The sequence below is a fragment of the Curtobacterium sp. MCBD17_028 genome (assembly GCF_003234875.1).
Lineage (GTDB): Bacteria > Actinomycetota > Actinomycetes > Actinomycetales > Microbacteriaceae > Curtobacterium.
Map to the genome: position 1 here is coordinate 64,900 of NZ_QKTQ01000008.1, position 25,877 is coordinate 90,776.

The 25,877-nt window shown below is 71.2% G+C and carries 24 protein-coding genes; 8 read left to right on the plus strand and 16 right to left on the minus strand.

The window, feature by feature from the left end; genetic code table 11:
• Positions 1–30 precede the first annotated feature (30 nt).
• Together DEI86_RS10985 and DEI86_RS10990 are read left to right on the plus strand one after the other, a co-directional pair.
• A complete protein-coding gene (locus tag DEI86_RS10985; RefSeq protein WP_111013692.1) occupies positions 31–576 on the plus strand; it encodes a DUF1003 domain-containing protein in 546 nt (181 codons plus the stop codon).
• Positions 569–1,750: an Mrp/NBP35 family ATP-binding protein gene (locus DEI86_RS10990; protein WP_111049541.1), complete on the plus strand. Its 1,182-nt coding sequence runs from the start codon at positions 569–571 to the stop codon at positions 1,748–1,750. Before DEI86_RS10985 ends, DEI86_RS10990 begins: the two co-directional genes overlap by 8 nt.
• Before the next feature lie 110 nt (positions 1,751–1,860).
• Here the strand turns inward: DEI86_RS10990 and DEI86_RS10995 are convergent, their stop codons facing one another.
• Positions 1,861–2,220, minus strand: a complete 360-nt coding sequence (locus DEI86_RS10995) for a Sec-independent protein translocase TatB (RefSeq protein WP_111010849.1) — start codon at positions 2,218–2,220, stop codon at positions 1,861–1,863.
• Positions 2,221–2,282: 62 nt separating this feature from the next.
• On the opposite strand from DEI86_RS10995, the gene DEI86_RS11000 reads away from it, so the two are divergent.
• Positions 2,283–2,915, plus strand: coding sequence for an O-methyltransferase (locus tag DEI86_RS11000; protein WP_111010850.1), 633 nt, complete (start codon positions 2,283–2,285; stop codon positions 2,913–2,915).
• Here DEI86_RS11000 and DEI86_RS11005 read toward each other — a convergent pair whose 3' ends face one another.
• The 4 genes from DEI86_RS11005 to dapE form a co-directional block, all read right to left on the minus strand.
• Positions 2,916–3,638, minus strand: a complete 723-nt coding sequence (locus DEI86_RS11005) for an AAA family ATPase (protein WP_111010851.1) — start codon at positions 3,636–3,638, stop codon at positions 2,916–2,918. It lies immediately after the preceding gene.
• A gap of 180 nt (positions 3,639–3,818) precedes the next feature.
• Positions 3,819–3,989 carry a DUF3117 domain-containing protein gene (locus DEI86_RS11010; protein WP_111010852.1) on the minus strand — a complete coding sequence of 57 codons (171 nt, stop codon included), beginning with the start codon at positions 3,987–3,989 and terminating at the stop codon, positions 3,819–3,821.
• Positions 3,990–4,095: 106 nt separating this feature from the next.
• A complete protein-coding gene (locus DEI86_RS11015; protein ID WP_111049542.1) occupies positions 4,096–5,340 on the minus strand; it encodes a mannosyltransferase family protein in 1,245 nt (414 codons plus the stop codon).
• A complete protein-coding gene (gene dapE / locus DEI86_RS11020; RefSeq protein ID WP_111010854.1) occupies positions 5,325–6,407 on the minus strand; it encodes a succinyl-diaminopimelate desuccinylase in 1,083 nt (360 codons plus the stop codon). Before dapE ends, DEI86_RS11015 begins: the two co-directional genes overlap by 16 nt.
• A gap of 214 nt (positions 6,408–6,621) precedes the next feature.
• Between dapE and dapD the strand changes: the two genes are divergently transcribed.
• Positions 6,622–7,569: a 2,3,4,5-tetrahydropyridine-2,6-dicarboxylate N-succinyltransferase gene (dapD, locus tag DEI86_RS11025; RefSeq protein ID WP_258376530.1), complete on the plus strand. Its 948-nt coding sequence runs from the start codon at positions 6,622–6,624 to the stop codon at positions 7,567–7,569.
• 105 nt (positions 7,570–7,674) lie between these two features.
• On the opposite strand, the gene DEI86_RS11030 is transcribed toward dapD, so the two are convergent.
• The 7 genes from DEI86_RS11030 to typA form a co-directional block, all read right to left on the minus strand.
• Positions 7,675–8,904, minus strand: coding sequence for a citrate synthase (locus tag DEI86_RS11030; RefSeq protein WP_258376531.1), 1,230 nt, complete (start codon positions 8,902–8,904; stop codon positions 7,675–7,677).
• A gap of 172 nt (positions 8,905–9,076) precedes the next feature.
• Positions 9,077–10,225 (minus strand): succinyldiaminopimelate transaminase, encoded by a 1,149-nt coding sequence (gene dapC, locus DEI86_RS11035; RefSeq protein WP_111049543.1) that lies wholly within the window; start codon positions 10,223–10,225, stop codon positions 9,077–9,079.
• A gap of 3 nt (positions 10,226–10,228) precedes the next feature.
• Positions 10,229–10,546 carry a ferredoxin gene (fdxA, locus tag DEI86_RS11040; RefSeq protein ID WP_111010856.1) on the minus strand — a complete coding sequence of 106 codons (318 nt, stop codon included), beginning with the start codon at positions 10,544–10,546 and terminating at the stop codon, positions 10,229–10,231.
• Between the two features lie 37 nt (positions 10,547–10,583).
• A complete protein-coding gene (locus tag DEI86_RS11045; protein WP_146244906.1) occupies positions 10,584–11,846 on the minus strand; it encodes a PIG-L family deacetylase in 1,263 nt (420 codons plus the stop codon).
• Between the two features lie 62 nt (positions 11,847–11,908).
• Positions 11,909–12,496: a hypothetical protein gene (locus DEI86_RS11050; RefSeq protein ID WP_111049545.1), complete on the minus strand. Its 588-nt coding sequence runs from the start codon at positions 12,494–12,496 to the stop codon at positions 11,909–11,911.
• A complete protein-coding gene (locus DEI86_RS11055; RefSeq protein ID WP_258376525.1) occupies positions 12,496–13,689 on the minus strand; it encodes an amidohydrolase in 1,194 nt (397 codons plus the stop codon). The genes DEI86_RS11050 and DEI86_RS11055 overlap by 1 nt, the downstream gene beginning before the upstream one ends.
• Positions 13,690–13,804: 115 nt before the next feature.
• Entirely contained in the window at positions 13,805–15,727 is a 1,923-nt protein-coding gene (gene typA / locus DEI86_RS11060) for a translational GTPase TypA (protein WP_111049547.1), read from the minus strand.
• Between the two features lie 86 nt (positions 15,728–15,813).
• Between typA and DEI86_RS11065 the strand changes: the two genes are divergently transcribed.
• The 3 genes from DEI86_RS11065 (at position 15,814) to DEI86_RS11075 (ending at position 18,326) form a co-directional block, all read left to right on the plus strand.
• On the plus strand, positions 15,814–16,614 hold the full coding sequence (locus tag DEI86_RS11065) for a CPBP family intramembrane glutamic endopeptidase (RefSeq protein WP_111010861.1): 801 nt from the start codon (positions 15,814–15,816) through the stop codon (positions 16,612–16,614).
• Positions 16,615–16,747: 133 nt separating this feature from the next.
• Positions 16,748–17,227, plus strand: coding sequence for a peroxiredoxin (locus tag DEI86_RS11070; protein ID WP_111027096.1), 480 nt, complete (start codon positions 16,748–16,750; stop codon positions 17,225–17,227).
• 496 nt (positions 17,228–17,723) lie between these two features.
• Positions 17,724–18,326, plus strand: coding sequence for a hypothetical protein (locus DEI86_RS11075; protein ID WP_111027095.1), 603 nt, complete (start codon positions 17,724–17,726; stop codon positions 18,324–18,326).
• A 105-nt stretch (positions 18,327–18,431) separates the two neighbouring features.
• On the opposite strand, the gene DEI86_RS11080 is transcribed toward DEI86_RS11075, so the two are convergent.
• Complete coding sequence (locus DEI86_RS11080; RefSeq protein ID WP_111049549.1) at positions 18,432–20,207, minus strand: ABC transporter ATP-binding protein; 1,776 nt, start codon at positions 20,205–20,207, stop codon at positions 18,432–18,434.
• Between the two features lie 92 nt (positions 20,208–20,299).
• Here DEI86_RS11080 and DEI86_RS11085 point away from each other — a divergent pair, with 92 nt between their 5' ends.
• Entirely contained in the window at positions 20,300–20,935 is a 636-nt protein-coding gene (locus tag DEI86_RS11085; RefSeq protein WP_111049550.1) for a PH domain-containing protein, read from the plus strand.
• 44 nt (positions 20,936–20,979) lie between these two features.
• On the opposite strand, the gene DEI86_RS11090 is transcribed toward DEI86_RS11085, so the two are convergent.
• The 3 genes from DEI86_RS11090 to DEI86_RS11100 all read right to left on the minus strand — a co-directional run bounded on the left by DEI86_RS11090 (position 20,980) and on the right by DEI86_RS11100 (position 25,596).
• Positions 20,980–21,996 (minus strand): ABC transporter permease, encoded by a 1,017-nt coding sequence (locus tag DEI86_RS11090; RefSeq protein ID WP_111010866.1) that lies wholly within the window; start codon positions 21,994–21,996, stop codon positions 20,980–20,982.
• A 31-nt stretch (positions 21,997–22,027) separates the two neighbouring features.
• A complete protein-coding gene (locus DEI86_RS11095) occupies positions 22,028–23,554 on the minus strand; it encodes an ABC transporter permease (RefSeq protein ID WP_111010867.1) in 1,527 nt (508 codons plus the stop codon).
• A 278-nt stretch (positions 23,555–23,832) separates the two neighbouring features.
• On the minus strand, positions 23,833–25,596 hold the full coding sequence (locus DEI86_RS11100; protein WP_111013653.1) for an ABC transporter family substrate-binding protein: 1,764 nt from the start codon (positions 25,594–25,596) through the stop codon (positions 23,833–23,835).
• Positions 25,597–25,877 lie beyond the last annotated feature (281 nt).

Genomic DNA, 25,877 nt, shown 5'->3' on the forward strand with positions numbered 1-25,877 from the left:
AACGAGCTCCGCCTCGACTCGCCGAAGGGCATGCGGACGCGGGTGCTGCCGAGCCGACGCCGCGGCCGAGGGGACGCCTTCGGCCGACTGACCGAGGCGATCGCACGCGGCATGGGCACGCCGTGGTTCCTCGTCGGGCTCACGCTGTTCGTCGTGGTCTGGATGGGCTGGAACACGCTCACCCCCGCGGCCTGGCAGTTCGACTCCGCGGCGATCGGGTTCACCGCGCTGACGCTCGTGCTCTCGCTGCAGGCGTCGTACGCGGCACCCCTCATCCTGCTGGCGCAGAACCGGCAGGACGACCGCGACCGCGTGCAGTTCGAGCAGGACCGGCAGCGCGCCGAGCGGAACCTCGCGGACACGGAGTACCTCGCCCGCGAGGTCGTCGCGCTGCGCCTGGCCGTCCGGGACATGGCGTCGAAGGACTTCATCCGCTCCGAGCTCCGGTCGCTCCTCGAGGAACTGGATCGTCGCGACGAGGCAGCGGCCGCCGCGGCCGCAGCGGCGGCGTCCGACGCCGCCGACGCCGCCGCGAAGGCCGGACAGGAGACGGCGGCGAGCGGTCTGCATGGCTGAGGTCGCGCCTCCCGGCCGACCCGCGACGACCGGCGACGTCGCGCTCGCGGGTGCCGTCGTGGCCGCGCTCGGTCGTGTGCTCGACCCGGAGATCCGCAGGCCGGTGACCGAACTCGACATGGTCCGGAGTGTCGACGCCGAGCCGGGAGGCACGGTGCGGGTCGACCTGCAGCTCACGATCGTGGGGTGCCCGGCCGCCGACACCATCGAGCGCGACGTCCGCGCGGCCGCCGCGAGCGTGCCCGGCGTGGCCGACGTCGTCGTCGACCTGTCCGTGATGTCCCCGGCCCAGCGGTCGGCCCTGACGGAGCGGCTGCGCGCGGGGCGCCCGCGCGGGGTGCAGTTCACCCCCGAGACCCTCACCCGCGTCGTCGCCGTGACGAGCGGCAAGGGCGGCGTCGGCAAGTCGACCGTCACCGTGAACCTCGCGGTGGCGCTCGCCCGCCGTGGGTTGCGCGTCGGCGTCCTCGACGCGGACGTGCACGGGTTCAGCGTGCCGGGCCTCCTCGGGCTCACCGACGAGCGTGGGCGGGCGCCGCGGCCGACCCGGGTCGACAGCATGATCCTGCCGCCGGTGGCCCACGACGTGAAGGTCGTCTCGATCGGGATGTTCGTCGACGACGCCTCGACGGCCGTGGCCTGGCGCGGGCCGATGCTCCACCGCACGATCACCCAGTTCCTCACCGACGTGTGGTTCGGCGACCTCGACGTCCTCCTCCTCGACCTGCCGCCCGGCACCGGTGACGTCGCGATCTCGGTCGGGCAGCTGCTGCCCCACGCCGAGGTCCTCGTCGTCACCACACCGCAGGCGGCGGCGGCGGACGTCGCCGAGCGGAGCGGCGTCGTGGCGCGCCAGACCGGTCAGCGGGTCGTCGGTGTCGTCGAGAACATGGCCGGCCTCGTGCAGCCGGACGGCAGCGTCCTCGAGCTCTTCGGGTCGGGCGGCGGTGCCGAGACCGCCCGACGGCTGTCCGTCGGGCAGGACGAGCCCGTGCCGGTGCTCGGGAGCGTGCCGCTGTCGGTGGCGCTGCGCGAGGGCGGGGACGCCGGTGTCCCGGTCGTCGCGGCTCACCCCGAGGACCCCGCTGCCGTGGCGCTCACCGCCGTCGCGGACCGTCTCGTCGCGATGGGCCGCGGTCTGGCGGGCCGGAAGCTCGGGCTCGGCGTGCGGTGACCCGCTCGTCGGGGCGTCGGCGCGGTCGCACCGCTGGGTTCCGGTCGAACACCGGGATCACGCGGTTCGACCGGATGCGAGCGGTGCGTCCCGGCGTCGGGAGGCTCGGGTCAGGTCGCTTCGCCGTCGTACGGCGCCGCCTCGCCCGCCTCGAGGGTCTCGACGGGCGCGGTCGCCCGGACCGCCGGCGGGGTGATCGGCTGCGGCGTCTCGCCCACGGAGTCGGCCAACAGCGCGTCACGGATGATGCGCCGGGGGTCGTACTGTCGCGGGTCGAGCTTCTGCCACTCGATGTCGTCGAAGTCCGGCCCCATCTCGTCCCGCATGCGGGTCTTCGCGGTGTCGGCCAGGCCGCGGAGCATCTTGACGAACTGCGCGAGCTTCTGCGCGTACATCGGGAGTCGCTGCGGGCCCAACAGGAACACGGCAATGATCCCGATGACGAGGATCTTGTCGAACGAGATGGACACGGGAGAAGGGTAACGCCTCCGGCGGTCAGGTCACCCGTAGAGTTGATGGCCGAGGAGTGTGCGTGTCAGAGAAAGAGTCGAACTGGAAGTTCGCGGAGGACATCGTCGCGGAGCCCGAGGTCGTGGCCCGTGCGCGGGAACACTCCCTCGAGCTCGGCGTCGAAGCGGTGTCCCCCGCCGTCGGCGCCCAGATGAGCGTCATCGCGGCGGCGTCCCGCGCCACGGGCATCATCGAGATCGGGACGGGGCTCGGCGTCTCGGGGCTGTACCTGCTCGCAGGTGCCCCTGACGCCACGCTCACGACCATCGACGTCGAGGTGGACCACCAGCAGTACGCGCGCGACGCGTTCCTGCACGCCGGTGCCGTGCCGAGCCGCGTGCGCCTCATCCCCGGTCGCGCCGCCCAGGTGCTCCCCCGCATGAACGAGGCCTCGTACGACGTCGTCGTCGTCGACGCGGACCCGGAGAACGTCATCGAGTACGTCGAGCACGGGCTGCGGCTCGCGCGGATCGGCGGAACCGTCCTCGTCCCCCACGCCCTCTGGCGCGGCCGGGTCGCCGATCCCACCAAGCGCGACCGGGCGGCCACGGACTTCCGCACGCTGCTCACCGAGGTCTCGACGTCGGGGGCGGTCCGGAGCGCGCTCTCGCCCGCCGGTGACGGTCTGCTCCAGATGACGAAGGTCACCAGCTGATCAGAGCAGGTGCCGCAGGTACCGCTCCGGCGCGTCCAGGTAGGCGCGCCAGTTCCTGACCAGCTCGAGGTCCTCCCAGGCGGACGGCCGGATGCCCCACTCGCCCACCTCGTGCACCTTCGCACCGGGGAACGACGCCAGGATCGGCGAGTGCGTCGACAGCACGATCTGCGCCCGCGGGTCCGTCAGGACGTCCTGCATGAGCCGCATGAGCTCGAGACACCCCTGGAACGACAGCGCCGACTCGGGCTCGTCGAGCAGCCAGAGGCCCGGCCAGGTGGACCGGTCGGCGACGAAGTCGAGGAACGCCTCGCCGTGGCTCCGCTCGTGGAACACCGGTTCGGGCCGTCCGCCCGGGTGCTGCTCCAGGTAGGTGAAGAACCCGTACATGGTCTCCGCGCGCAGGAACGTGCCGTTGCGCTCGGCGCCGGGGTCCCGGACGAGCCGCAGGTGGTCGCCGAGTGTCGACTCGGACGCACGCGTGCGGTGCACCGCCCCGGTCGACCCGCCCTCGGCGTTCAGTCCGAAGGCGATGGCGAGCCCCTCGACGATCGTCGACTTGCCCGCGCCGTTGTCGCCGACGAGGACCGTGCACCGATCGAGGTCGAGCCCGGACTCGAGGACCTGCGCGACCGGTGCGAGGGTCGCGGGCCACACGCCGCGGGGCATGGGGTCACCCCCGCGCTCCTCGATCCGACGGACGGGCAGGCGCGAGGCGGGCATGCGCTCATCCTGCCCGATCCGGGAGGCCCGCTGACCGCCGTCGGGGGAGGCGCGGCGACGGCGATCCGAGCGGCCCGGCGACGGCGATCCGGGCGGCCGGGCGACGGCCGCTCCGGCGGCGGAGACGACGAACCGCCCGGGTCCGAGGACCCGAGCGGTTCGTGTGGTGCGTCGTGACGACTACACCGAGACGACCTCGGCGAGTGCGTCGTGGAGTTCCTTCGCCTCGGCATCGTTGACCGAGACGACCAGACGGCCTCCACCCTCGAGCGGAACCCGCACGATGATGAGTCGACCCTCCTTAACAGCCTCCATCGGCCCGTCACCGGTCCTCGGCTTCATGGCTGCCATCAGATGTCCCCTTTCGTGCAGTACATGCCCCTCCATTATCCGGCACGGAGGGCCGATCTGCGAAACCATCCAGCTCGACGTACCCCGAACCGCCCCGGGAGCCGGATCACGGCGGCGTCCAGTCGTACCCGTTGATCCACCAGCAGGAGTACATCCATGCCACCTGCAGCGCGATCGAGACGGCCACCACGGCGACGCGGTACGTCACCCATCGCGGGCGGGCGACGATCGCGAGCATCGGGAAGAGCGGCATGAGGATGCGCCAGGTGCTCGACTGCGGGAAGAACACCGCGAGCAGGTACACGAAGTACGACGCCGACCAGATCCGCAGCTCCGGCCCGATCGCCCGGGCGGCCGGCATGAGGAGGAACCCGGCGAACCCCGCGAGCACGAGCACGAGCAGGACGCCGCCCGCGGGCTCGTGGAACCACCAGTCGAACCCCTGGATCCACGGCGCGAACGGGACGAGTTCGTGTCGGCCGATGTAGGACTGCCGCCAAGCGAGCTCGGTGTCCGTGTACGCCTTCGGCACCCCGGTGACCGCCCACGCGATCGTCGGCCACGCCAGCCCGACGAGCCCCGCGACCACGGCCACGACCGCCGGCGGGATCGCGGCGCGCAGCGACAGGGGGTCCGCGGCACTGCGGCGCACGAACCGCAGCACGAGGTAGCCGACCATCATGAGGGCGATCGCCAGGCCGGTCGGCCGGGTGAACCCGAGGACGACCACGACGGGCAGCATCCACCAGAACCGGCGCGTGACGAGCAGCCACAACGCGAGCGTCAGGAGGAACACCCCCATCGACTCCGCGTAGGCCACCTGGAACATCGTGGACACGGGGGCCACGCAGAACAGCACCGTCGCGAAGGTCGCCGTGCCCTCGGGCAGGAACCGGCCGACGAGACGCCGGAAGAGCAGTGCCGCCGCCCATCCGAACAGCACCGAGACCGTCACCGCGACGACCGCGTACCCCGCCCCGGTCGCCTCCATGAGGCCGCGGACGAGGAACGGGTAGGCGGGCATGAAGGCCCAGGCGTTCTCCGTCACGGCGCCGTCGGTCCCGATCGGCAGTGTCGCGGGGTACCCCGTCTGGGCGATGAGGGCGTACCAACGGCCGTCCCAGATCGTCGCGAAGTCGAGGTAGCGCGGCGACGCCAGCGTGAACGAGTTCTGGGTCTGGACGCGCGCGAACGCGGCCAGCAGCCCGAAGGTCACGATCCGCGCGAGGACGTACACGATGGTGACGCGGAACCACCACGGCACCATCCGGTACTGCACGAGCAGCCGGACCCGGACCGGCCGTCGCGGGCGCTCCCGCTCCGGCCTCGCGGTCGTCAGGCCGTCAGCCACCGCCGGAGGCCCTCCTCGACCGCGGTGATCTGCGCGACCGGCACGCGCTCCTCGTCGTGGTGGGCGAGCGCCGGGTCGCCGGGGCCGTAGTTGACGGCGGGCACGCCGAGCGCCGAGAAGCGGGCGACGTCCGTCCACCCGTACTTCGGCTTCGGGGCGGCGCCCCCGACCGCGGCGACGAACTCCTGCGCGAGCGGCGCGTCGAGCCCGGGGCGCGCACCGGCCGCGAGGTCGACGATGGTGACGTCGTACCCGTCGAACAGTTCGGTGACGTGCGCCACGGCCTCGTCCGCGGAGCGGGAGGGTGCGAAGCGGTAGTTGACGTGGAGCATGACCTCGTCGGGGATCACGTTGCCCGCGATGCCGCCGGTGATCCCGACGGCGTTGAGGCCCTCGCGGTACTCGAGACCGTCGACCTCGACCGTGCGGGGTTCGTACGCGGCGAGACGGTCGAGCGCCCCGGCGATCTTGTGGATCGCGTTGTCGCCGATCCAGGAGCGGGCACTGTGCGACCGCTGGCCGTAGGCACGGACCTCGGCGCGGAGGTTGCCGTTGCATCCGCCCTCGATCTGGGCGTTCGACGGTTCGCCGAGGATCGCGAAGTCCCCGGCGAGCAGCTCGGGCCGCGTGCGAGCGAGGCGCCCGAGGCCGTTCAGGGCGTCGCTCACTTCCTCGTGGTCGTACCAGACCCACGTGACGTCCACGGTGGGGTCGACGAGGTCGTGCGCGAGCTTGAGCTGGACGGCACACCCGCCCTTCATGTCGACGGTGCCGCGGCCCCACAGGACCTCGGCGTCCGCTTCGGTGCGGGTCTGGGTCGGCAGGTTGGCGTTGAGCGGCACGGTGTCGATGTGACCGGCGATGACGACCCGGCGGTCACGGCCGAGCCGCGTCCGCGCCACGATCGCGTCGCCGTCGCGCACGACCTCGAGGTGGTGGAGCGGCGTGAGCACGGCCTCGATGGCGTCCGCCAGTCCGCCCTCGTTCCCCGACACGGACTCGACGTCGCAGATCGCGCGCGTGATGTCGATGGACGAAGCGGTCAGGTCCAGCGTGGCGACGGGCATGGGGGCAGCCTAGCGGGGCCGCCCCGGCACCCGACCGGGAGGCCCGCGACCGCCCGCCCGGACACACGGGACGAGCGGCTGAGGGGGGCCGGGCCTCCCGTCCGGACGGTCCGCGGACGGACGGAGGGGCGCCGCTACCCTGGTGCCCGTGACCGAATCGAGCAGCAGCACCGACGCCCAGCAGCGTGACCCGGACGCCGTCGGCGACGACCGGGTGCCGACACACGCGTGGGGGCACGGTCTCGCGACGATCGCCGCGGACGGCACGGTCCTCGACACGTGGTTCCCGGCACCGCGGCTCGGCCGACGGCCCGAGGGCACGGACGGTGCCGTTCCCGCCGACCTCGCCGAGGCCGCCGGCGACGACCCGCGCCGCGGCGTCCGGCTCACGGTGACGACCGTCGAGATCACCCTCGAGGCCGCGCCCGCCTCGACCCCGGATGCGTACCTCCGGCTCCACCTGCTCAGCCACCTGCTCGTGCGGCCGAACACGATCGCGCTCGACGGCGTGTTCGCGCACCTGCCGACCGTGGTCTGGACGAACGCGGGTCCGGTCGCCGCCGACGACTTCCCGCGACTCCGACCGGCACTGCAGCGGGCCGGGATCGTCACCCACGCGATCGACAAGTTCCCCCGGCTCCTCGACTACGTCATGCCCGACCGCGTCCGCATCGCGGACGCCGCACGCGTCCGGCTCGGCGCGCACCTGGCCCCGGGTACGACCGTCATGCACGAGGGCTTCGTCAACTTCAACGCGGGCACCCTCGGCGACGCCATGGTCGAGGGCCGCATCTCGCAGGGCGTCGTGGTGGGGCACGGCAGCGACATCGGTGGGGGCGCCTCCATCATGGGGACGCTGTCCGGCGGTGGTACCCAGCGCGTCCGCATCGGCGACCGGGCGCTCCTCGGTGCGAACGCGGGGCTCGGGATCTCGCTCGGGGACGACTCCGTCGTCGAGGCCGGCCTGTACGTCACGGCGGGCACGAAGGTCACGCTCGTCGGCGCCGCTCCGAATCCGGACGGCACGCCCCGGACGGTGAAGGCCGTCGAGCTGTCCGGCGCGCCGAACGTGCTGTTCCGCCGCAACTCGCGGACCGGCGCCGTGGAGGCCCTGCCCCGGTCCGGCACGGGCATCCAGCTCAACGCGGCGCTGCACGCCTGACGGGCGGCCGGTCCGGCCGGCGCCGGGTTGGCTGGCCGGCCACCGCCCGGCCGGCCGGGCCGCTCCCGTTCCGTACGGGGATCAGCCGCGGGGCAGCCGCGGGGATCAGCCGCGGGGCGGCAGGTCGCGCTCGGGGTGGCCGAGGTACAGCTGCTGCGGCCGACCGATCTTGTTCTGCGGGTCGGTGTTGAGCTCGCGCCACTGGGCGATCCACCCGGGCAGCCGGCCGATCGCGAACAGCACGGTGAACATCCGCGGCGAGAACCCCATCGCCTTGTAGATGACGCCCGTGTAGAAGTCGACGTTCGGGTACAGCTTCCGCGACACGAAGTACTCGTCCGCGAGCGCAATGCCCTCGAGCTCCATGGCGATGTCGAGCAGGTCGTCCTGCACCCCGAGTGCCTCGAGGACCTCGTGGGCGGACTCCTTGACGAGCTTGGCCCGGGGGTCGTAGTTCTTGTAGACCCGGTGCCCGAAGCCCATGAGCTTGACGCCGTGTTCCTTGTTCTTCACACGCTCGACGAACCGCGACACCGGCTCGCCCGAGTCACGGATCTTCGCGAGCATCTCGAGCACGGCCTCGTTCGCACCACCGTGCAGCGGACCGTAGAGGGCGTTGATGCCCGCCGAGATCGACGCGAACATGTTCGCCTTCGTCGAGCCGACGAGTCGCACGGTGGACGTCGACGCGTTCTGCTCGTGGTCCTCGTGCAGGATGAGGAGCCGCTCCAGCGCCTTCGACAGGACCGGGTTGACCTCGAACGGCTCGGCCATCGTGCCGAAGTTGAGCCGCAGGAAGTTGTCGACGAAGCTCAGCTGGTTGTCCGGGTACAGGAACGCCTGCCCGATGCTCTTCTTGTGCGCGTAGGCCGCGATCACGGGGAGCTTGGCGAGCAGGCGGACGGTCTGCAGCTCGACCTTCTCGGGGTCGTCGACGTCCATGTCGTCCTCGTAGTAGGTCGACAGGGCGCTCACCGCGCTCGACAGGACGGACATCGGGTGCGCCGAGTGCGGCAGGGCGTCGAAGAGCCGCCGGAGGTCCTCGTGCAGCAGCGTGTGCCGCCGGATGCGGTCGTCGAACGCCGCGAGTTCGTCCGCCGTGGGGAGCTCGCCGTAGATGAGGAGCCAAGCGACCTCGAGGTACGTGCAGTTCGCCGCGATCTGCTCGATCGGGTACCCGCGGTACCGGAGGATCCCCTGCTCGCCGTCGATGTAGGTGATCGAGCTCTTCGTCGCGCTCGTGTTCACGAAGCCGTAGTCGAGCGTCGTGAAGCCGGTCTGCTTCGTCAACGTCGCGATGTCGATGGCCGACGCACCGTCCGTGCTGCGCAGGATCGGGAACTCGGCGGTGCCTCCCGGGTAGTGGAGGACCGCGGTGGGTGCCGCCTCGTCCGGGGTGCCGGTCGAGGGCAGTGTGGCCGCCTTCTGAGCGTCATTGGCAGTGTCAGTCACGACGACAGCCTAAACCGACGACCGTGGCGCACGCGCACGGGAGGCCCGGCGCCCGTCAACGCGGAACCGGCGACTCCGCCGCGTGGTCGGCGACCGGACCGGTCCCGGACGACCGCAACCGCACGACCGCGGCATCGATGCGCTCGTCGGTCGAGGTGAGGGCGATGCGCACGTGCGAACCACCAGCACTGCCGTAGAACGTGCCCGGTGCGACGAGGATCCCGAGTTCCGCGAGCGCCGCGACCGTGGTCCAGGCGTCCTCGCCGCGCGTCGCCCAGAGGTACAGCCCGGCCTCGCTGCGGTCGATCCGGTAGCCCGCCGCCACGAGTGCCGACGCCAGGCGGTCGCGCCGTCCCGCGTACCGCGCCTTCTGCTCGCGGACGTGGGCGTCGTCGGCGAGCGCGACGATCATCGCCTGCTGCACCGGCGCCGGGGGCATCATGCCGGTGTGCTTGCGGACGGCCAGGACCTCGGCCAGCACCCGCGCGTCACCCGCCACGAAGCCGGCGCGGTAGCCGGCGAGGTTCGACTGCTTGCTCAGCGAGTACACGCTGAGCACGCCGTCGTGCGTGTCACCGACCACGCGGGGGTCGAGGATGCTCGGCGTCGGGGTGCCGTCGTACGGCTGCTCCCACCCGAGCTCCGCGTAGCACTCGTCGCCCGCGATGACCGCGCCGAGGGCACGGGCTCGCTCGACCGCGACCCGGAGCTCCTCGATCGACAGCACGCGGCCGTCGGGGTTGCCCGGCGAGTTGAGCCAGACGAGCTTCGTCGACGCCGGCCAGGACGCGGGGTCGTCGGCGGCCAACGCCTCGGCGCCGACGAGGGCCGCGCCGAGCTCGTAGGTCGGGTAGGCGGCCTCGGGGAACACGACCGTGTCACCGGGGCCGATGCCGAGCCACAGCGCGAGTCCGGCGATGAACTCCTTCGACCCGATCGTCGGCAGGACCTCGTCCGTCGTCAGGGTGATCCCCTGGCGTCGGCCGTACCAGGCGACGATGGCCTCGCGCAGCGCGGGGGTCCCGGCCACCTGCGGGTAGGCATGGGCGTCCGTGGCGTCGGCGAGAGCGCGACGGACGAGCTCGGGCGTCGGGTCCACGGGCGACCCGACGCTCAGGTCGACGATGCCGTCCGGGTGGCCGCCCGCGCGATCCTTCGCGGCGGCGAGCTGGTCCCAGGGGAAGTCCGGCAGGTCGAGCGGCACGGGTCAGCCCCGCGGCGGCTCGGCGAGCACGACCGGGTGGTCCTGGTGGATCACACCGACCTTGGCAGCGCCGCCCGGCGACCCGATCTCCTGGAAGAACTCGACGTTCGCCTTGTAGTAGTCCGCCCACTCCTCGGGGAGGTCGTCCTCGTAGTAGATGGCCTCCACCGGGCACACCGGCTCACACGCACCGCAGTCGACGCACTCGTCGGGGTGGATGTAGAGCGAGCGGTCGCCCTCGTAGATGCAGTCGACCGGGCACTCGTCGATGCAGGCGCGGTCCTTGACGTCCACACAGGGCTGGGCGATCACGTACGTCACGGTTCTTCGGTGTCCCTTCGAGGCGGCAGCGTCGAGTCTACTCCGGGCGGGTGGGCGTCCCCGCCGTCGGCGCCGTGGCGTCGACGGCGGCCGGACCGCGCTCTCGGCCGTCGGCGGGGACCGTGCCCGCCGGCGGAGCGCCGCGAGGGGGCAACGACGGCCACGCGAGCACGAGCATCGCGATCACGGCCGGCCCGAACGTCCACACGTACCCGGCCGTGTTCGCGAGGACGAGCGGCGAACTCGTCCCGCCGACCGCCACGAGCACCTGGGTGACGAGCAGGACCCCGAGCGCCGCCGCCGTCACCATCCACCGGGAGCGGAAGACGAGCCGGACGCCGAGCAGCAGGCACGCGACGAGCAGCGTCGTGATCACCATGCCGACCGGGAGGCTCCCCAGGGTCTGCTGGTGGGTGATCGTGCCGAGGCCGCCGACCACGGCCCCCGCTGCGAGCGCGGCGACGACGAGCAGTGACTGCACCCCCCGGCCGTGCTCGGCGAACGACTGCGCCGCCGGCGCTGCGGGTGGCGCGTCGTGCCGGAAGCCCTCGCGCGCGGGCGCTTCGAGCCGGGCGCCGTGCGGCATGACGTACGTCAGGCGCTCGGGCTGCTCGGGGTCGAGGGGATCGACCGTGAGCTGGCTCCGGTACTGCTCGAGCGCGGCACGCACCCGGGGGCGCACCGGCAGCACGTCGACGACGAGGTCGGCCTGACCGCTGTCGGCGTCGACGATGGTCGAGAACGGGACGTCCTCGGCACGGGCGGCGTACCGGGCAGCCGCATGCACCCGCACGTGGTCCGGGTGTCCGTACCCGCCGTCGTCCGCGTAGCTGACCACGGCATCGGCACCCGTCGAGCGGATCGCCGCGCGCACGTCGTCGACGACCTCCCCGAGGTCCGCCGCGGTGAGCGAGTCGGCCGGCGCGTCCTCGGCGGCCGTCGCCCGCCCGTCCGCGGCCCACCGCATGCCGGAGTCGCTGTACCGACGCGGCGGCAGGTCCGTGGGACGGGCGCCGGGGCCGCCGAGCCACAGGTGCCGAGGCCCGCCGAGCGCGGCGAGCGCGGCCGCGATCTCGGTCTCGCGGTGCGCGGCGACCCGGGGCGCGTCGCCGAAGAGCGGCGCGAGCGCCGGCGTGAGCATCTCGCCGCGTTCACCCCGCGTCGCGGTGAGCACCGTCACGTCGGCACCGAGTTCGACCAGGGTCGCGATCGTGCCCCCGGTCGCCAACGTCTCGTCGTCGGGGTGGGCGTGGACGAACAGGACACGCTCGGGGCGCGTCGCCGGGGTGGGCGTGGACATCGCCACCCAGGGTACGGGATCGGCTGGGATCGGCTCGGTGGCGGAGCGCCGCCGGACGGCGGTCAGCGCGGGGTGACGATGTACGTCGCCGTCACGCCGTCGTGGCCGGTCGAGAAGGCGAGCACCACGCGGTACCGGTCGCTCCGGAAGAGGCCGAACGCGCTGCGGGCGTCGCTCCGCACGGCACCGTCCGCGAAGCCGTCCGCGGTGAGCCGAGCGTGTGCCGTCGTGAACTCCGCGACCGAGGCGACGCGGACCTGCACCACCCAGCCCGACCCGGCGGGTCCGCTCCCCCCGCCGAGGACCGTGCCGTCGACGAGCGGGACGGCGTGGGTCGGGAACCCGGCGGGGGGAGCACCGTCGGTCGTCACCGCCGCGCCCCGCAGGGCGGCGTCGAGCGCGCCGTCGATGCCGCCGGCCACCTGCCGCATCCCGCGCTGGATCGAACCGCCCGTGACGCCCTGGAGGCCCGACCGGACGCCCGACGCCACCGACGACGCGACCGCCGTCCCGACCCCCGAGACGTGGTCGGTGATCCCGGCGCAACCCGTCAGCCCGACGGCGAGGACCGCCAGGACCGCGGCCGTCGGCACGACCCGCGGTCGCGCCGCACGGCGATGCGCCCGATCGGAACGCGGCGTGCGCGACATCAGGCGAGCCAGGCCCGGGTCGCCGCGACGAAGGCGTCCACCCCGACCGGGATCGACGCCTCGGCGAGCGGGGCGAAGAACGGCGAGTGGTTCGTCGGGACCTCGGCGCCGTCGGCGAACAGCGCCGGGTCCGTCGTGCCCGTGAACCAGTACACGATGGGGGCCTCGGCCGCCGTCGCGAGGTCGCCGACGTCCTCGCTCGCCATGCCGAGCACCGAGTCACCGGCCACGAGCGACGGCACGACCCCCTCGAGGGCGGCCAGCACGCGCCCGGCGGCGTCGGCGTCGTTCACGAGGACGTTCGCGCCCGGCCGCACCCGGACGAGCGGCTCGTCGAGGCCGCCCGCCGCCGATTCCGCCGCGACGATCCGGCGCACCGCCTGCTCGACCTGGTGCCGGGTGTCGTCGGTCTGGGCACGCGTGCTCACCTCGATCGTCACCACGTCGGGGATGATGTTGGCGCGGGTGCCACCGTGGATGCTGCCGACGGTGACGACCGCGGCCTGCCGGGGACCGACCTCCCGGGCGACGACCGACTGCAGCCGCACGACCGCCGACGCGGCGGCGACCACCGGGTCACGGGTCGTCTGTGGCGCGGAGCCGTGGCCGCCCCGGCCGCGGAACGTGATCGTGAACCGGTCGCTCGCGGCCATCACCGGCCCGGACCCGACCGTCACCCGTCCGACCGGCTCGGGCGCGGTGTGCTGCCCGAGCACGACGTCGGGGCGGGGGACGCGATCGACCAGGTCGTCGTCGACCATCGCGCGGGCACCGCCGATGACCTCCTCGGCTGGCTGGAACACCGCGACGACGGTCCCCGCCCACGAGTCCCGCGTCGCGATGAGCCGCTCGAGCGCACCGAGCAGCCAGGTCATGTGCAGGTCGTGACCGCAGGCGTGCATCGTGCGGGTCTCGGAGCCGTCCTCGTCGACGGCGGTGTGGACGCTCGCGTACGCCAGGCCCGTTCGCTCCTCGACCGGCAGGCCGTCCATGTCGGCGCGGAGCCACACCACCGGGCCGGCAGCGTTCTCGAGGACCGCGACCACGCCCGTGCCACCGACCCCCGTGGTCGGTTCGAGGCCGAGCGATCGGAGGTGGTCCGCGACGACACCGGCGGTCCGGTGCTCGGCGAACGCGAGCTCGGGGTGCGCGTGCAGGTCGCGGTAGATGTCGAACAGCGGGAGCGTCGTCACCCGACAACCGTAACCGGCTGCCGTCGGCGCGACGGGCATCTCGTCCGGGAACGACGACGCCCGTCGGCTCCGGAGGGGCCGACGGGCGTCGTCGTGTGCGGAGGAGAACCGCGGCTCAGGCGTCCTGGCGCTTGAGGCGCGCCGTGGCCCGGGCCCGGGACTGGGCGTCGAGCTCGACCTTGCGGATCCGGACGGCGTCGGGGGTGACCTCGACGCACTCGTCCTCGCGCGCGAACTCGAGGCACTCCTCGAGCGAGAGCTGCCGGGACGGCGTCATCGACTCGAACGTGTCGGCCGTGGACGACCGCATGTTCGTGAGCTTCTTCTCCTTGGTGATGTTGACGTCCATGTCGTCGGCGCGCGAGTTCTCGCCGATGACCATGCCCTCGTAGACCTCCTCGGTCGGGTTGACGAAGAACGTCATCCGCTCCTGGAGGTTCGTGATCGCGAACGGGGTCACGACGCCGGCGCGGTCGGAGACGATCGAGCCGTTGACGCGCGTCTGGATGGGGCCGGCCCACTCGCCGTACCCGTGCGAGATCGCGTTCGCGATGCCCGTGCCGCGGGTCTCGGTGAGGAAGGCGGTGCGGAAGCCGATGAGCCCACGCGACGGGACGATGAACTCCATGCGCACCCAGCCCGTGCCGTGGTTCGTCATGTTCTCCATGCGACCCTTGCGCGCGGCCATGAGCTGCGTGATCGCGCCGAGGTACTCCTCGGGCGTGTCGATCGTCATGTGCTCGTACGGCTCCTGGAGCTTGCCGTTCTCGTCACGCCGGGTGACGACCTGCGGCTTGCCGACCGTGAGCTCGTAGCCCTCGCGCCGCATCTGCTCGACGAGGATCGCCAGGGCGAGCTCGCCGCGGCCCTGGACCTCCCACGCGTCGGGACGGCCGATGTCGACGACCCGGAGCGAGACGTTGCCGACGAGCTCGCGGTCGAGGCGGTCCTTGACCATGCGCGCGGTGAGCTTGTGCCCCTTGACCTTCCCGACGAGCGGGCTCGTGTTCGTGCCGATCGTCATGGAGATCGCGGGGTCGTCGACCGTGATGGTCGGCAGCGGGCGGACGTCCTCGGGGTCGGTCAGGGTCTCGCCGATGGTGATGGTGTCGAACCCGGCGACGGCGACGATGTCACCCGGGCCGGCCGACTCGGCGGGGAACCGGTCGAGCGCCTTCGTGATGAGGAGTTCGGTGATGCGGGCGCTGACGACGGAACCGTCGTGCTTGACCCACGCGACCGTCTGCCCCTTCTTCATGGTGCCGTGGAAGATGCGGAGCAGCGCGAGACGACCGAGGAACGGCGAGGCGTCGAGGTTCGTGACGTGCGCCTGCAGCGGGTGGGTGTCGTCGAACGTCGGCGCCGGGACGTGCTGGAGGATCGCCTCGAACAGCGGCTCGAGGTCGTCGTTGTCGGGCAGGGTGCCGTCGGCGGGCTTGTTGCGGCTCGCGGCACCGTTCCGGCCGGACGCGTAGACGACCGGGACGTCGAGGATGGCGTCGAGGTCGAGGTCGTCGACCTCGTCCGAGAGGTCCGACGCCAGCCCGAGCAGGAGGTCCTGGGACTCGGCGACGACCTCGTCGATGCGCGAGTCGGGACGGTCCGTCTTGTTGACCAGCAGGATCACGGGGAGCTTCGCCGCGAGCGCCTTGCGGAGCACGAAGCGCGTCTGGGGCAGCGGGCCCTCGGACGCGTCCACGAGCAGGACGACGCCGTCGACCATCGAGAGGCCGCGCTCGACCTCGCCACCGAAGTCGGCGTGGCCCGGGGTGTCGATCACGTTGATCGTGATGCGTCCGCCGTCGTTGAACTCGGCCGCGTGGATCCCGTTGTAGAGCACCGAGGTGTTCTTCGCGAGGATGGTGATGCCCTTCTCGCGCTCGAGGTCGTTCGAGTCCATCATCCGGTCCTCGCCCTCGAAGTGGGCGTCGAACGAGTTGGTCTGCGTGAGCATGGCATCGACCAGGGTGGTCTTGCCGTGATCGACGTGTGCCACGATGGCGACGTTGCGCAGGTCGGACCGGGTGGCGAGCGCCATACAGGACTTCCTTAGAGCGTGAGGGAGAGGATCGGGCAGAATGCCCGGCGTCCGAGTCTACCGGGCGCGGACGACCCGGAGGGACCTTGGACGAGGACGTCGACACGCCCACCGCGAACACCGCTCCGCCGACGTCCCGCGGCCGGCTCGCCGCCGAGGTCGTCATCGTCCTCGCCCTGTCACTCGGGGCGAGCGCCGTGTACTCGATCGTCGAGATCGTCGACGACCTGACGAAGACCACGGCGCTGGCGTCGCAGACGACGACGCTGAACACGTCGCAGGACGACCGCTCGCTCTTCGACCTGCTCGACCAGCTCATCGGCGTCGCCGTGGACCTGGCGCCGGTCGCGCTCGTCGCGTTCCTGCTCTGGCGGAGCGCGCGACCACACCTGGCGCGGCTGGGGATCGACCGCTTCCGCCCGCGTGCGGACCTCGGCGGCGCCGCAGGTCTGGCCCTGCTCATCGGCGTCCCGGGGCTCGGCCTGTACTTCGCCGGACGGGCGCTCGGCATCACGGTCGACGTCGTGCCCACCGCGCTCGGCACGTACTGGTGGACGGTCCCGGTGCTCCTGCTGTCGGCGATCCGCTCCGGCCTGCAAGAGGAGGTGATCGTCGTCGGTTACCTGTACGAGCGCCTCGGCCGGCTCGGGTGGGGCCGCTGGACGGTGATCACGTCGACGGCGGTCCTCCGCGGCAGCTACCACCTGTACCAGGGCTTCGGCGCGTTCGTCGGCAACGCCGTGATGGGCATCGTGTTCGGCTGGGTGTACACGCGGTGGGGGCGGCTCCTGCCGCTCGTGATCACGCACTGCCTGCTCGACGCCGCCGTGTTCGTCGGCTACCCGTACGTCGCGTCGGCGTTCCCACACCTCTTCGGTGCGCACTGACCGCTCCGTCGATCGGTTCGGCGCCCACCGACCGCGCATCGGATCGGCCAAGACATCGGCGACGGCCCCCAGATCGAGGGGGTTTCGCAGGTCAGCGGTCCAGTGAGCGCCCGAGGACGCCTACCGTGGAGGCATGGCGATCCCCGGCGTCGGCGAGCTGGCTCCCGACTTCACCCTCCCCGGCACGCTCCTGCGCCGCGGAGAGCGGACCGACGACGCCTACTCGCTGCGCGCGCAGATCGGCCGGACCGTCGTGCTCGCCTTCTACCCCGGGGACGCGACGCCCGTGTGCACGGCGCAGATGTGCAGCTACGAGCGCGAGCTCGACGAGTTCCTGGAGCTCGGGGCCATCGTCTGGGGGGTCAGTCGCCAGGGACTCGACTCGCACGAGGCGTTCGCCCGCGGGGCTTCGCTGTCGTTCCCGCTGCTCGCCGACACCGCGGGCGAGGTCGTCCGTGCGTACGGTGTCCAGGCCCCGGGCATCGGTGTCCGGCGCTCGGTGTTCGTGATCGGCCCGGACGGGGTCGTGCGGTGGCGCCACGTCGGCCTCGTCGGCATGCGGTTCCCGAAGGCCTCGACCATCCGCGAGCACGTCGAGGCGCTCGTCGCCTGAGGGCCAGGACCGGAACCCGCGACCCCCGTTCCGGCGCCCACCGCTCCGCCGGGGGAGCACCGCCGGCGCGCGGTGTTCCACTGGACACGGCGCGCCCGGGATGACGTCTTCGACCGGGGGGCTTGACACCCGAACGGGGGGTACCCGTTAATTGGTATCGGAGAGTCATCCTCCTTCAGGACTGTCTCCCCGGGGAATCGGGTCTTTCTCCGGTTCGCGGTGCGTGTCACGCCCGCTCGGCAGAATGTCCCCGGGGAGACCTCTCCCCACTCAGGGACCCGCACCGCATGCTCCACCGCAACACGCAGCACTGCAAGGAGGAATCCGCAGACCGCTGCGGCCCCCGCCGACGGGTACGGCAGGAACCGCAGCTGTCGGCTCCGTTCCCACGACGACCACGGGTAGGTCGTCCGGGAGCGTCCGGCGCAGCACCGGCGATGACGACGGGTACGTCATCGCCGGTGCAGCGGCCACTCGTGTCTGCGACCATGGGAACGTGAGCGTGCCGCACGACGACCCCGTCCCGTTCCGGCTCGTCGCGCCCGGGATGCGCCGCTTCGCCGTCGCCCTCTGGATCGTCGCCGTCGCCCTCGTGCCCATCGGGCTCATCACCGACGGCCCCCGCGCACTGCTGCTCGTCCCCGCCCCGTCCGCGTTCACGGCGTGGTTCGCCTGGACCGCTCTCTGGCGTCCCCGCGTGCTCGCGACCGCCGACGGCGTCGTGGTCGTCGACGTCCGTCGCACGACGCGGATCGCGTGGGGCCGTGTGCTCGAGGTCCGATCACGGTTCGGCCTGGAGGTCGTCACGAGCGAGGGTGACCGCCGCACGTGGATCGCCCCGCGGCCCACCGCGCGTCTCCGCCTGACCCCCGTCGCACCGCTCGGACCGGGAGGCCCGGCGCAGGCAGCGGAGACCACCCTCACCGTCGCCGAGGCGGCGGACCGCCTCCGGGCCTTCGTCCCGTCCCCGGCGCCCCTGGAGGGCCCGCCGCCCGCCGAGGTCACGCCCGCTCGGATCGAGCACCGCGTGCACGGCTGGAGCGTGGTGGCGCTCATCGCGCTCGGCCTGCTCGGGTCGATGGCTGGCGCGCGCATCTGAACCGGGCCTCCCGGTCCGGCCCGGCCCGCACATCGGAACCGGGTCTCCCGGTCCGGCCCGGTGCGCCAACGGAACCGGCCGGGGAGGCCCGACCAGGGCCTCCCGTCAGGCGTCCGCGCCGGCGGCCAGGATCGCCCGGCGCAGCTCGCGACGCTCGCGCTGGACCTCCGGGTCCGGCAGCGGGACGGCGGCGATGAGGCGCTGCGTGTACGGGTCCTGCGGGTCACGCAGGATCTGGTCACGCGTGCCGAACTCCGCGAGCTTGCCGTGGTGCATCACCGCGATCCGGTCCGCCAGCACGTCGATGACGGCGAGGTCGTGCGTGATGAAGAGACACGCGAAGCGGAACTCGCGCTGCAGTTCCTTGAGGAGCTCGAGGACGGTCGCCTGCACGGACACGTCGAGCGCGCTCGTCGGTTCGTCGGCGATGAGGAGCGCGGGCTTCAGCGCCAGTGCCCGGGCGATGCCGATGCGCTGCTTCTGCCCACCCGACAGCTCGTGCGGGAAGCGGGTCGCGTAGGCGCGCGGCAGCCGGACGCTGTCGAGCAGGGACTCGACCTCGCGGTTGAGCGCGCCGCCCTTGAGGCCCTTCGCGAGCAGCAGCGGCTCACCGATCGACTGCCCGATGGTCATCCGCGGGTTGAGCGACGACGCCGGGTCCTGGAACACGATGCCGGCGTTCTTGTGCACCTGACGGACGAGCGACCGCTTGGACTTCGACAGGTCCACGCCCGTGACGTCGAGACGGCCCGAGGTGATCGGCAGCAGCCCGATCGCCGCGCGACCGAGCGTCGTCTTGCCTGAGCCGGACTCGCCCACGAGACCGACGACCTCGCCCTCGTGCACCGTGAGGTCGACGTGGTCCACCGCACGGAACGCCTTGACGCGCCCGCGGCCCGGGTACTCGATCACGACGTCGTCGAACGCGAGGACCGGCTTGCCGACCTCGGGCACGTCGTGGTGCACGGGGTGCACGACGGCGACCGGCTCGTCCGACTCGACGACGTGTTCGAGCGTCTCGGTCACGTCGATGGCCTCGCCACCGGCCTGCCCGAGCCGCGGCACGGCGTCGAGCAGCGTCCGGGTGTACTCGTGGCGGGGGTCCGCGAAGACCGTGGCGACCGTGCCGGTCTCGACGGCCTCCCCCTGACGCATGACGACGATGCGGTCCGCCAGGTCGGCGACGACGCCCATGTCGTGCGTGATGAGCAGGACCGCGCTGCCGAGCTTGCCCGCGAGGTCACGGATCAGGTCGAGGATCTCGGCCTGCACCGTCACGTCGAGCGCGGTCGTGGGCTCGTCGGCGATGAGGAGCTTCGGATCGCACGAGATCGACTGCGCGATCATCGCCCGCTGACGCTGACCGCCGGAGAGCTGGTGCGGGTACGAGTCGAACGCCTTCTGCGGGTCGGGCATCTCGACCATGGCGAGGAGCTCGATCGCGCGGTCGCGTGCCTCGTTCGGCGAGATCCCGTAGTGGATCCGCAGCGTCTCGACGATCTGCGAGCCCACCGTGAACACGGGGTTCAGCGCGGTCATCGGCTCCTGGAAGATCACCGCGATCTCCTTGCCCCGGTAGTCCCGCATCTGCGCCGGACGGAGCCCGAGCAGTTCGGTGCCCTGGAAGCGGACCGAGCCGTTGACGCGGGCGTTCCTGGGCAGCAGCCCGAGGATGGACATGGAGCTGACCGACTTGCCCGAACCGGACTCGCCGACGAGCGCCAGGACCTCCCCGGAGCGGATCTCGTAGCTGAGGTGCTTGACCGCGGGGGTCCAGTAGTCGTCGACGGCGAAGTCGACGTCGAGGTCGGTGACCTCGACGATCGGCGCACCGACCGTGGTCCGGGTGGCAGTCGCGGAGGCGGGCGTGCTCGTGCTCATCGACGTCCGGTCCTTTCCCGGCCGCACGAGGCGACCGCGTGGTTGGTGATGACGATGTGCGGAGCGCTGCGGCGACCTGCGACGATGGCCGCATGGTCTCCCCCGCGCCGGATCCGCGCACCGTGTTCGTCTCGAGGTTCAACCGCGTGCTGGCGATCGCCCTCTGGGTCATCGTGGCGGCGCTGCTCGCCGCCGGCGTGGCGAACGGCCACGACTGGCACCGCTGGCTCGGCCTCGTGCCCGCGGCGTTCGGCGGACTGCTCGGCTGGACCGCGCTCTGGCACCCGCGCCTGGTCGTCGACGACGACGGCGTCGAGGTGGTCAACGTGTTCCACACCGCCGACGTCCCGTGGGCGGCGCTCGTGCACGTCGACACCCGCTTCGCGCTGACGCTCGTCACGCCGCACCGCAAGGTCGCCGCCTGGGCGGCCCCCGCGCCCGGCCGAGCGGGCGTCGCCCTCGCGCGGCGCCGCAACCAGCGCCACGGCCGAGTCGGAGTGACCCCGACCACCGCGCCCGGCGAACGCAGCGCCGGTGACCTGCTGTCGACGGAGTCCGGCGACGCGGCGTACCTGGTGCGTGAGCACTGGGACGGCCTGCGCGAGTCCGGTCGGATCGAACTCGGCGTCGCCGACACGGTCGCCGTACCCGTGCGCCTGCACGTCGTGACGATCGCCCTGCTCGTGGCGACGGGCGTCGGCGGCTGGTTCGCGATCGCCGCGCAGTGACGCCCGCGCGGCTGCGCGACCGCTGACGGTCAGGACCAGGGCGGTCACGCGCTGATCATCTCCGACTCGGAGGAGTTGTGGAGTTCGCGCTCCTTGGTGCGACGGATGCTGAACCGCTTCGAGCGCGGGTCGAACGCGTCGCGCAGGCCGTCACCGACGAAGTTCACGCACAGGGCGAGCAGCACGATGAACGAGGCCGGCCACCAGAACAGGTACGGCCGCGTCTGGAACGCCGACTGGTTCTGGCTGATGAGGAGACCGAGCGACGAGTCCGGCGCCTTGATGCCGTAGCCGAGGTAGCTCAGGGCGGTCTCGAGCAGGATCGCGGTGGCGATGAGCAGCGTCGCGGAGACGATGATCACGCCGATCGCGTTCGGCAGGATGTGCCGGAAGATGATCCGGATGTCGGACGCGCCGGCGACGCGGGCCGCCTCGACGAACTCACGCTCGCGGAGCGACAGGAACTCGGCGCGCACGAGTCGGGCGATGACCATCCACGACACGAGTCCGAGCAGCAGCGCGAGACCCCACGCCCCGAGGCCGTTCGCCGTCTTGCCGACGACGGCACCGATGACGATCGCCGGGATCACGATGAAGATGTCGGTGATGCGCATGAGGATCGCGTCGGTCTTGCCGCGGAAGTACCCCGCGACCGCGCCGACGACCACGCCGATGAAGGTCGCGAAGACGCCGATCACGATCATGACGAGCACCGAGTTCTGGATGCCCCGCATGGTGAGCGCGAAGTAGTCCTTGCCGATGCGGTCCTGGCCGAACGGGTGGTCACTGCTCGGGGCGCCGCCGCCGACGAGCGGGTTGAGCGCCTTGTACGAGTAGTGCCACCACCCCGGGATGGGACCGAGTCCGATCGCCGAGATGCTGAACAGGATCACGAGCACGTAGACGACCAGCGAGATCACCGCGAGCTTGTTGCCGAGGAACCGACGCAGGATGATGCGGCCCTGGCTCTCGCCGGGCTCGTGTTCCTGACCGGAGGCCGCGTCGTCGAAGCCGTCGCTGATGTTCGGCTCGAGCGGGGCGCCGCCCTGCAGGGTGCTCATCGCATGTCCTCCGTGTTGGTCGTTGCCGTGCTCATCGGACGCGCACCCGCGGGTCGAGCACCGAGTAGGCGAGGTCGGCGAGGAAGTTGAAGACGATCGCGGTGATGGCGATCACGAGGAAGTACCCCATCACCGGATTGACGTCCGTGATCGACAGGCCGCTGTTGAACAGGGCGCCCATGCCGGAGATCGCGAACACGGTCTCGGTGATGATCGCGCCACCGAGCAGGGCGCCGATGTCCGTCGCGACGAGCGTCGCGATCGGGATGAGCATGTTCCGCAGCGCGTGCCGCACGATGACGGTCCGCTCCGGGAGGCCCTTCGCACGGGCCGTCCGCACGTAGTCCTGCTCGAGGACCTCGAGCATGCCGGACCGCGAGTAGCGCGTGTACGACGCGAAGCTGATGAGCAGGAGGCTGATCGACGGCAGCAGCAGGTGCGTGTAGGTGTCGAGACCCGTGATCCAGAAGTCGGCCTGGAGGCCCGGGGTGCCCGATCCGACGGTCGCGATCGGTCGGCCGCCCACGAAGTTGATCGAGTAGTTGTGCCACGAGCGCATGAAGCGGTCGAGCACGATCACCCCGGCCGTCAGGAACGCGGTCAGCGCACCGATGCGCATCATCAGGCCGCGGTCGTGCCCACCGACGAAGTACCCGGAAGCGAGACCGACGACCACCGCCGCGACCGCGAGGATGAAGATGGTGCCGCCGGACGAGACGTTGAGCAGGCCCTGCAGCGTGAAGTAGCAGATGATCGCGATGAGGACGTTGATGCCGCCGACGAGCCAGGCACGGTTGTTCCTGGTGCCGGCGAGCATCGTCACCATCGCGAGTCCGAGACCCGCGCTGAACAGGATCACGAACACCGGGCCCAGCGACGGGTCGTTGAACCAGCCGGTGGCCTCCATGAGCAGGAGCATGCCCGCGGTCACCACGGCGGTCAGGCCGAAGACGATGGCGCGGCGGCGGGCGTCGCCTCCGACGACGAGTTGCACGATCGCCCCGAGCACGACGGCGATGACGATGAGCGTCGTGACGGCGATGTGCGGCTTCGCGAGGAAGTTGTTGTAGTCGAGCGCGACGAACGACTTGAGGAGGACCGCCATGAGGAACGACGGCAGGGAGTACAGGAAGAAGCTGACGAGCGTGACGCCGTAGTCGAAGCCCGAGTAAGCGCGGAGCGCGGTGACGATCCCGAGCCCGATGCCGAAGATGATCGCGAGCACGAACGAGAAGGTGACGAGCTGGAGCGTCGACTGCATCGCCTGGGGCAGCAGCTGGGTCACCGGCTGGTTGTGGAACGTCGTGCCGAGGTCGCACTGTCCGATGACGCACTTGCCCACGCCACCGATCCAGATCCCCCAGCGGAGCGGCGGGATGACGTCGAGGTGCTGCGTCGCGACGCGCGCGGCGATGAGCGCTGCGCGGTTCGGGGAGTTGCTCCCCTGGAGGTCCTGCAGGGGGTTCCCCGCGATCGCCGCCAGGTTGTACATGATGAACGAGGCGGCGATGAGGATGAGGACCGAGACGAGGATCCGTCTCGCGATGAAGCTCACCATGGGCGAAGGGGCCTCTCCGGTGTGGGAAGGGTGCAACGGTCGATCACGTTCGTGACGCGCCGACCAAGGGTAACGGGTGCCGCTGAGCCCGACGAGCCCGGTTGGGGCGCCGGACGGGGCGGTGCTGCAGGGTCGCTCAGGCGGGGGGCCGCCGGAGTGACCGACGGGGCGGGGCGGGGATCGCAGGGCGTCCCCGCCCGCCCACACGGGAGGGCGCCGGACTCGTCGAGCCCGGCGCCCCCGCCGCGGTGGTGCTCAGGATGCGGTGGTCCTGGGGATCAGCCCTTGGTCCAGTCCCACACGTTCCAGAAGATCCCGTTCTGGCCGCCGAAGTACTTCACGCCGTGGAGCGTGGAGTTCGTGGCGAAGATGCCGGGGAGCTGGAACAGCGGCAGACCGTAGGCGTCGTTGAACGCGATCTTGTCGATGTCGACCTTCATGGACTGCAGCTTCGACGCGTCGAGGGTCGTCTGCGTGTCGACCGCGAGCTTCGAGGCCTTCTCGTCCGCGAACCGGTTGTAGTTGCCGGAGTTGCCGGTCTGGAACAGCTGCGGGACCGCCGCGTTGCCCGCACCCGGGTTCACCCAACCGAACAGCGAGGCGTCGTAGTTGCCGCCGGTGAGGAGCGAGCTCCAGTCGGGCGAGCCACCGTCGACCACCTTGAAGCCGGCCTTCGCCGCCGAGGCCTGGATGGCCTGGAACGTGTCGACACGGTTCGGGTTCTCGGTGTTGTAGAGGATCTTGACCGTCGGCGTCGCGCCGTTGAGGAGCTTCTTGGCGCCGGCGATGTCGACCTTGTCGTACTCGTCGGAGTTGTTGTTCTTGACCGCCTCGTCGTAGCCCTTCTGACCCGGCAGGAACAGCTGCGAGTTCAGGACCTTGGCGCTCTTGTTGATCGGGGTGACGATCGAGTCGAGGATCTGCTGACGCGGGATGGTCATGAGGAACGCCTTGCGGACGTTCTCGTCCTTGAACACGCTCGAACCGAAGTTGAGGTCGAGGTGGTCGTAGGCGACCTGGCTACCCTGCTGGATCTTGATGCCGGACGCCTGCTTCAGCGCCTTGACCGTGTCGGCCGAGGCCTGCGGCTGGATCGCGTCGACCTCGCCGTTCTGCAGGGCCGTGACCTGGGCGTTGGCGTCACCGATGAAGCGCATGACGAGCTTGTTGAACTGGACCTCGTGCTTGCCCTTGTAGTACGGGTTCTTGCTGAAGGTCATCGACTGCTTCGGCGTCCAGGCGCTGACCTGGAGCGGGCCGCCCGAGACGAGGAGCTTCTTGTCGCTCGGCAGGCTCGTCTGGTCGTAACCGGTGTTGATGAAGCTCGCGACCTTCTTGAGGGTGTCGTTCGCCGGGGCCGGGCTCGCCGTGTTGCCGGCGGGGGTGTCCTTGAGCGCCTTGATGAAGGCGGACTCGGAGACACCGGCCTCCTGCGACACGATGTGCGCGGGGAACTGGATCGGGTTCACGAGATTCCAGTCGACGTACGGCTTCTTGTACGTGATGGTGATCGACTGCTTCGTGATGTTCGTCGGGTAGTCCGTCTGGAACGGGTAGCCCGCGGCGGACGCGAAGTACTGCGTGCCCTTGGTGACGTTGCCGTCCGCGTCGGTGGTGGCCGACTCGTAGTAGCCCGACGACTGCGCCCATCCGAGGAGGAGGTCGTCCGAGGTCATCGGCTTGCCGTCCGACCACTTGGCGTTCTTGTTCAGCGTGTACCGGACCTTCAGCGGGGAGCTGCTGATCTTCTTGTACGTGCCGAGGTCGGTGTTCGGCTCGACCTTGTAGTTCGTGCCGAGGGTCATGAACTGGGGCTGCGTGAGCTGCCAGATGAACCCGTTGGTGTCCAGGTTGCCCTGCGGGGTGTTGTAGTTGAACGAGGTCGCCTCGTTCACCTCAGCGACCGTCACGGTGCCGCCCGAGCTCGACGTCTCGCTGTCGCTCGACGTCGAGGTGGTGCAACCGGCAAGCACGACGGCAGCCGAGCCCGCGATCGCGACGGATCCGATGACCTGTCGCCACCGCCTCTTGGTGATGTTCACTCTGTGATCCTCCTGGATGGAATGTGATCGAACCGCTGGCGGCAGGGCGCACCGGCGCGTTCGCAAAGAACCATAGGTGGGCCTCGCGAGCACCTCAAAATCCAGCGGGAACTTGTTACACACCGGAAATGACGGCGCAGGATCCATGCACCGGCCGCCGTTTCGTTGCTTCTGGTTCACCGATTCGCAATGATTCTGCTTGCGCTCACGCGTCCGCGCGGCACGTCGCAGGACCGATCCGCACGAACCGCACCGCACGCCGTCCGTCTCCTGCCGTTCGG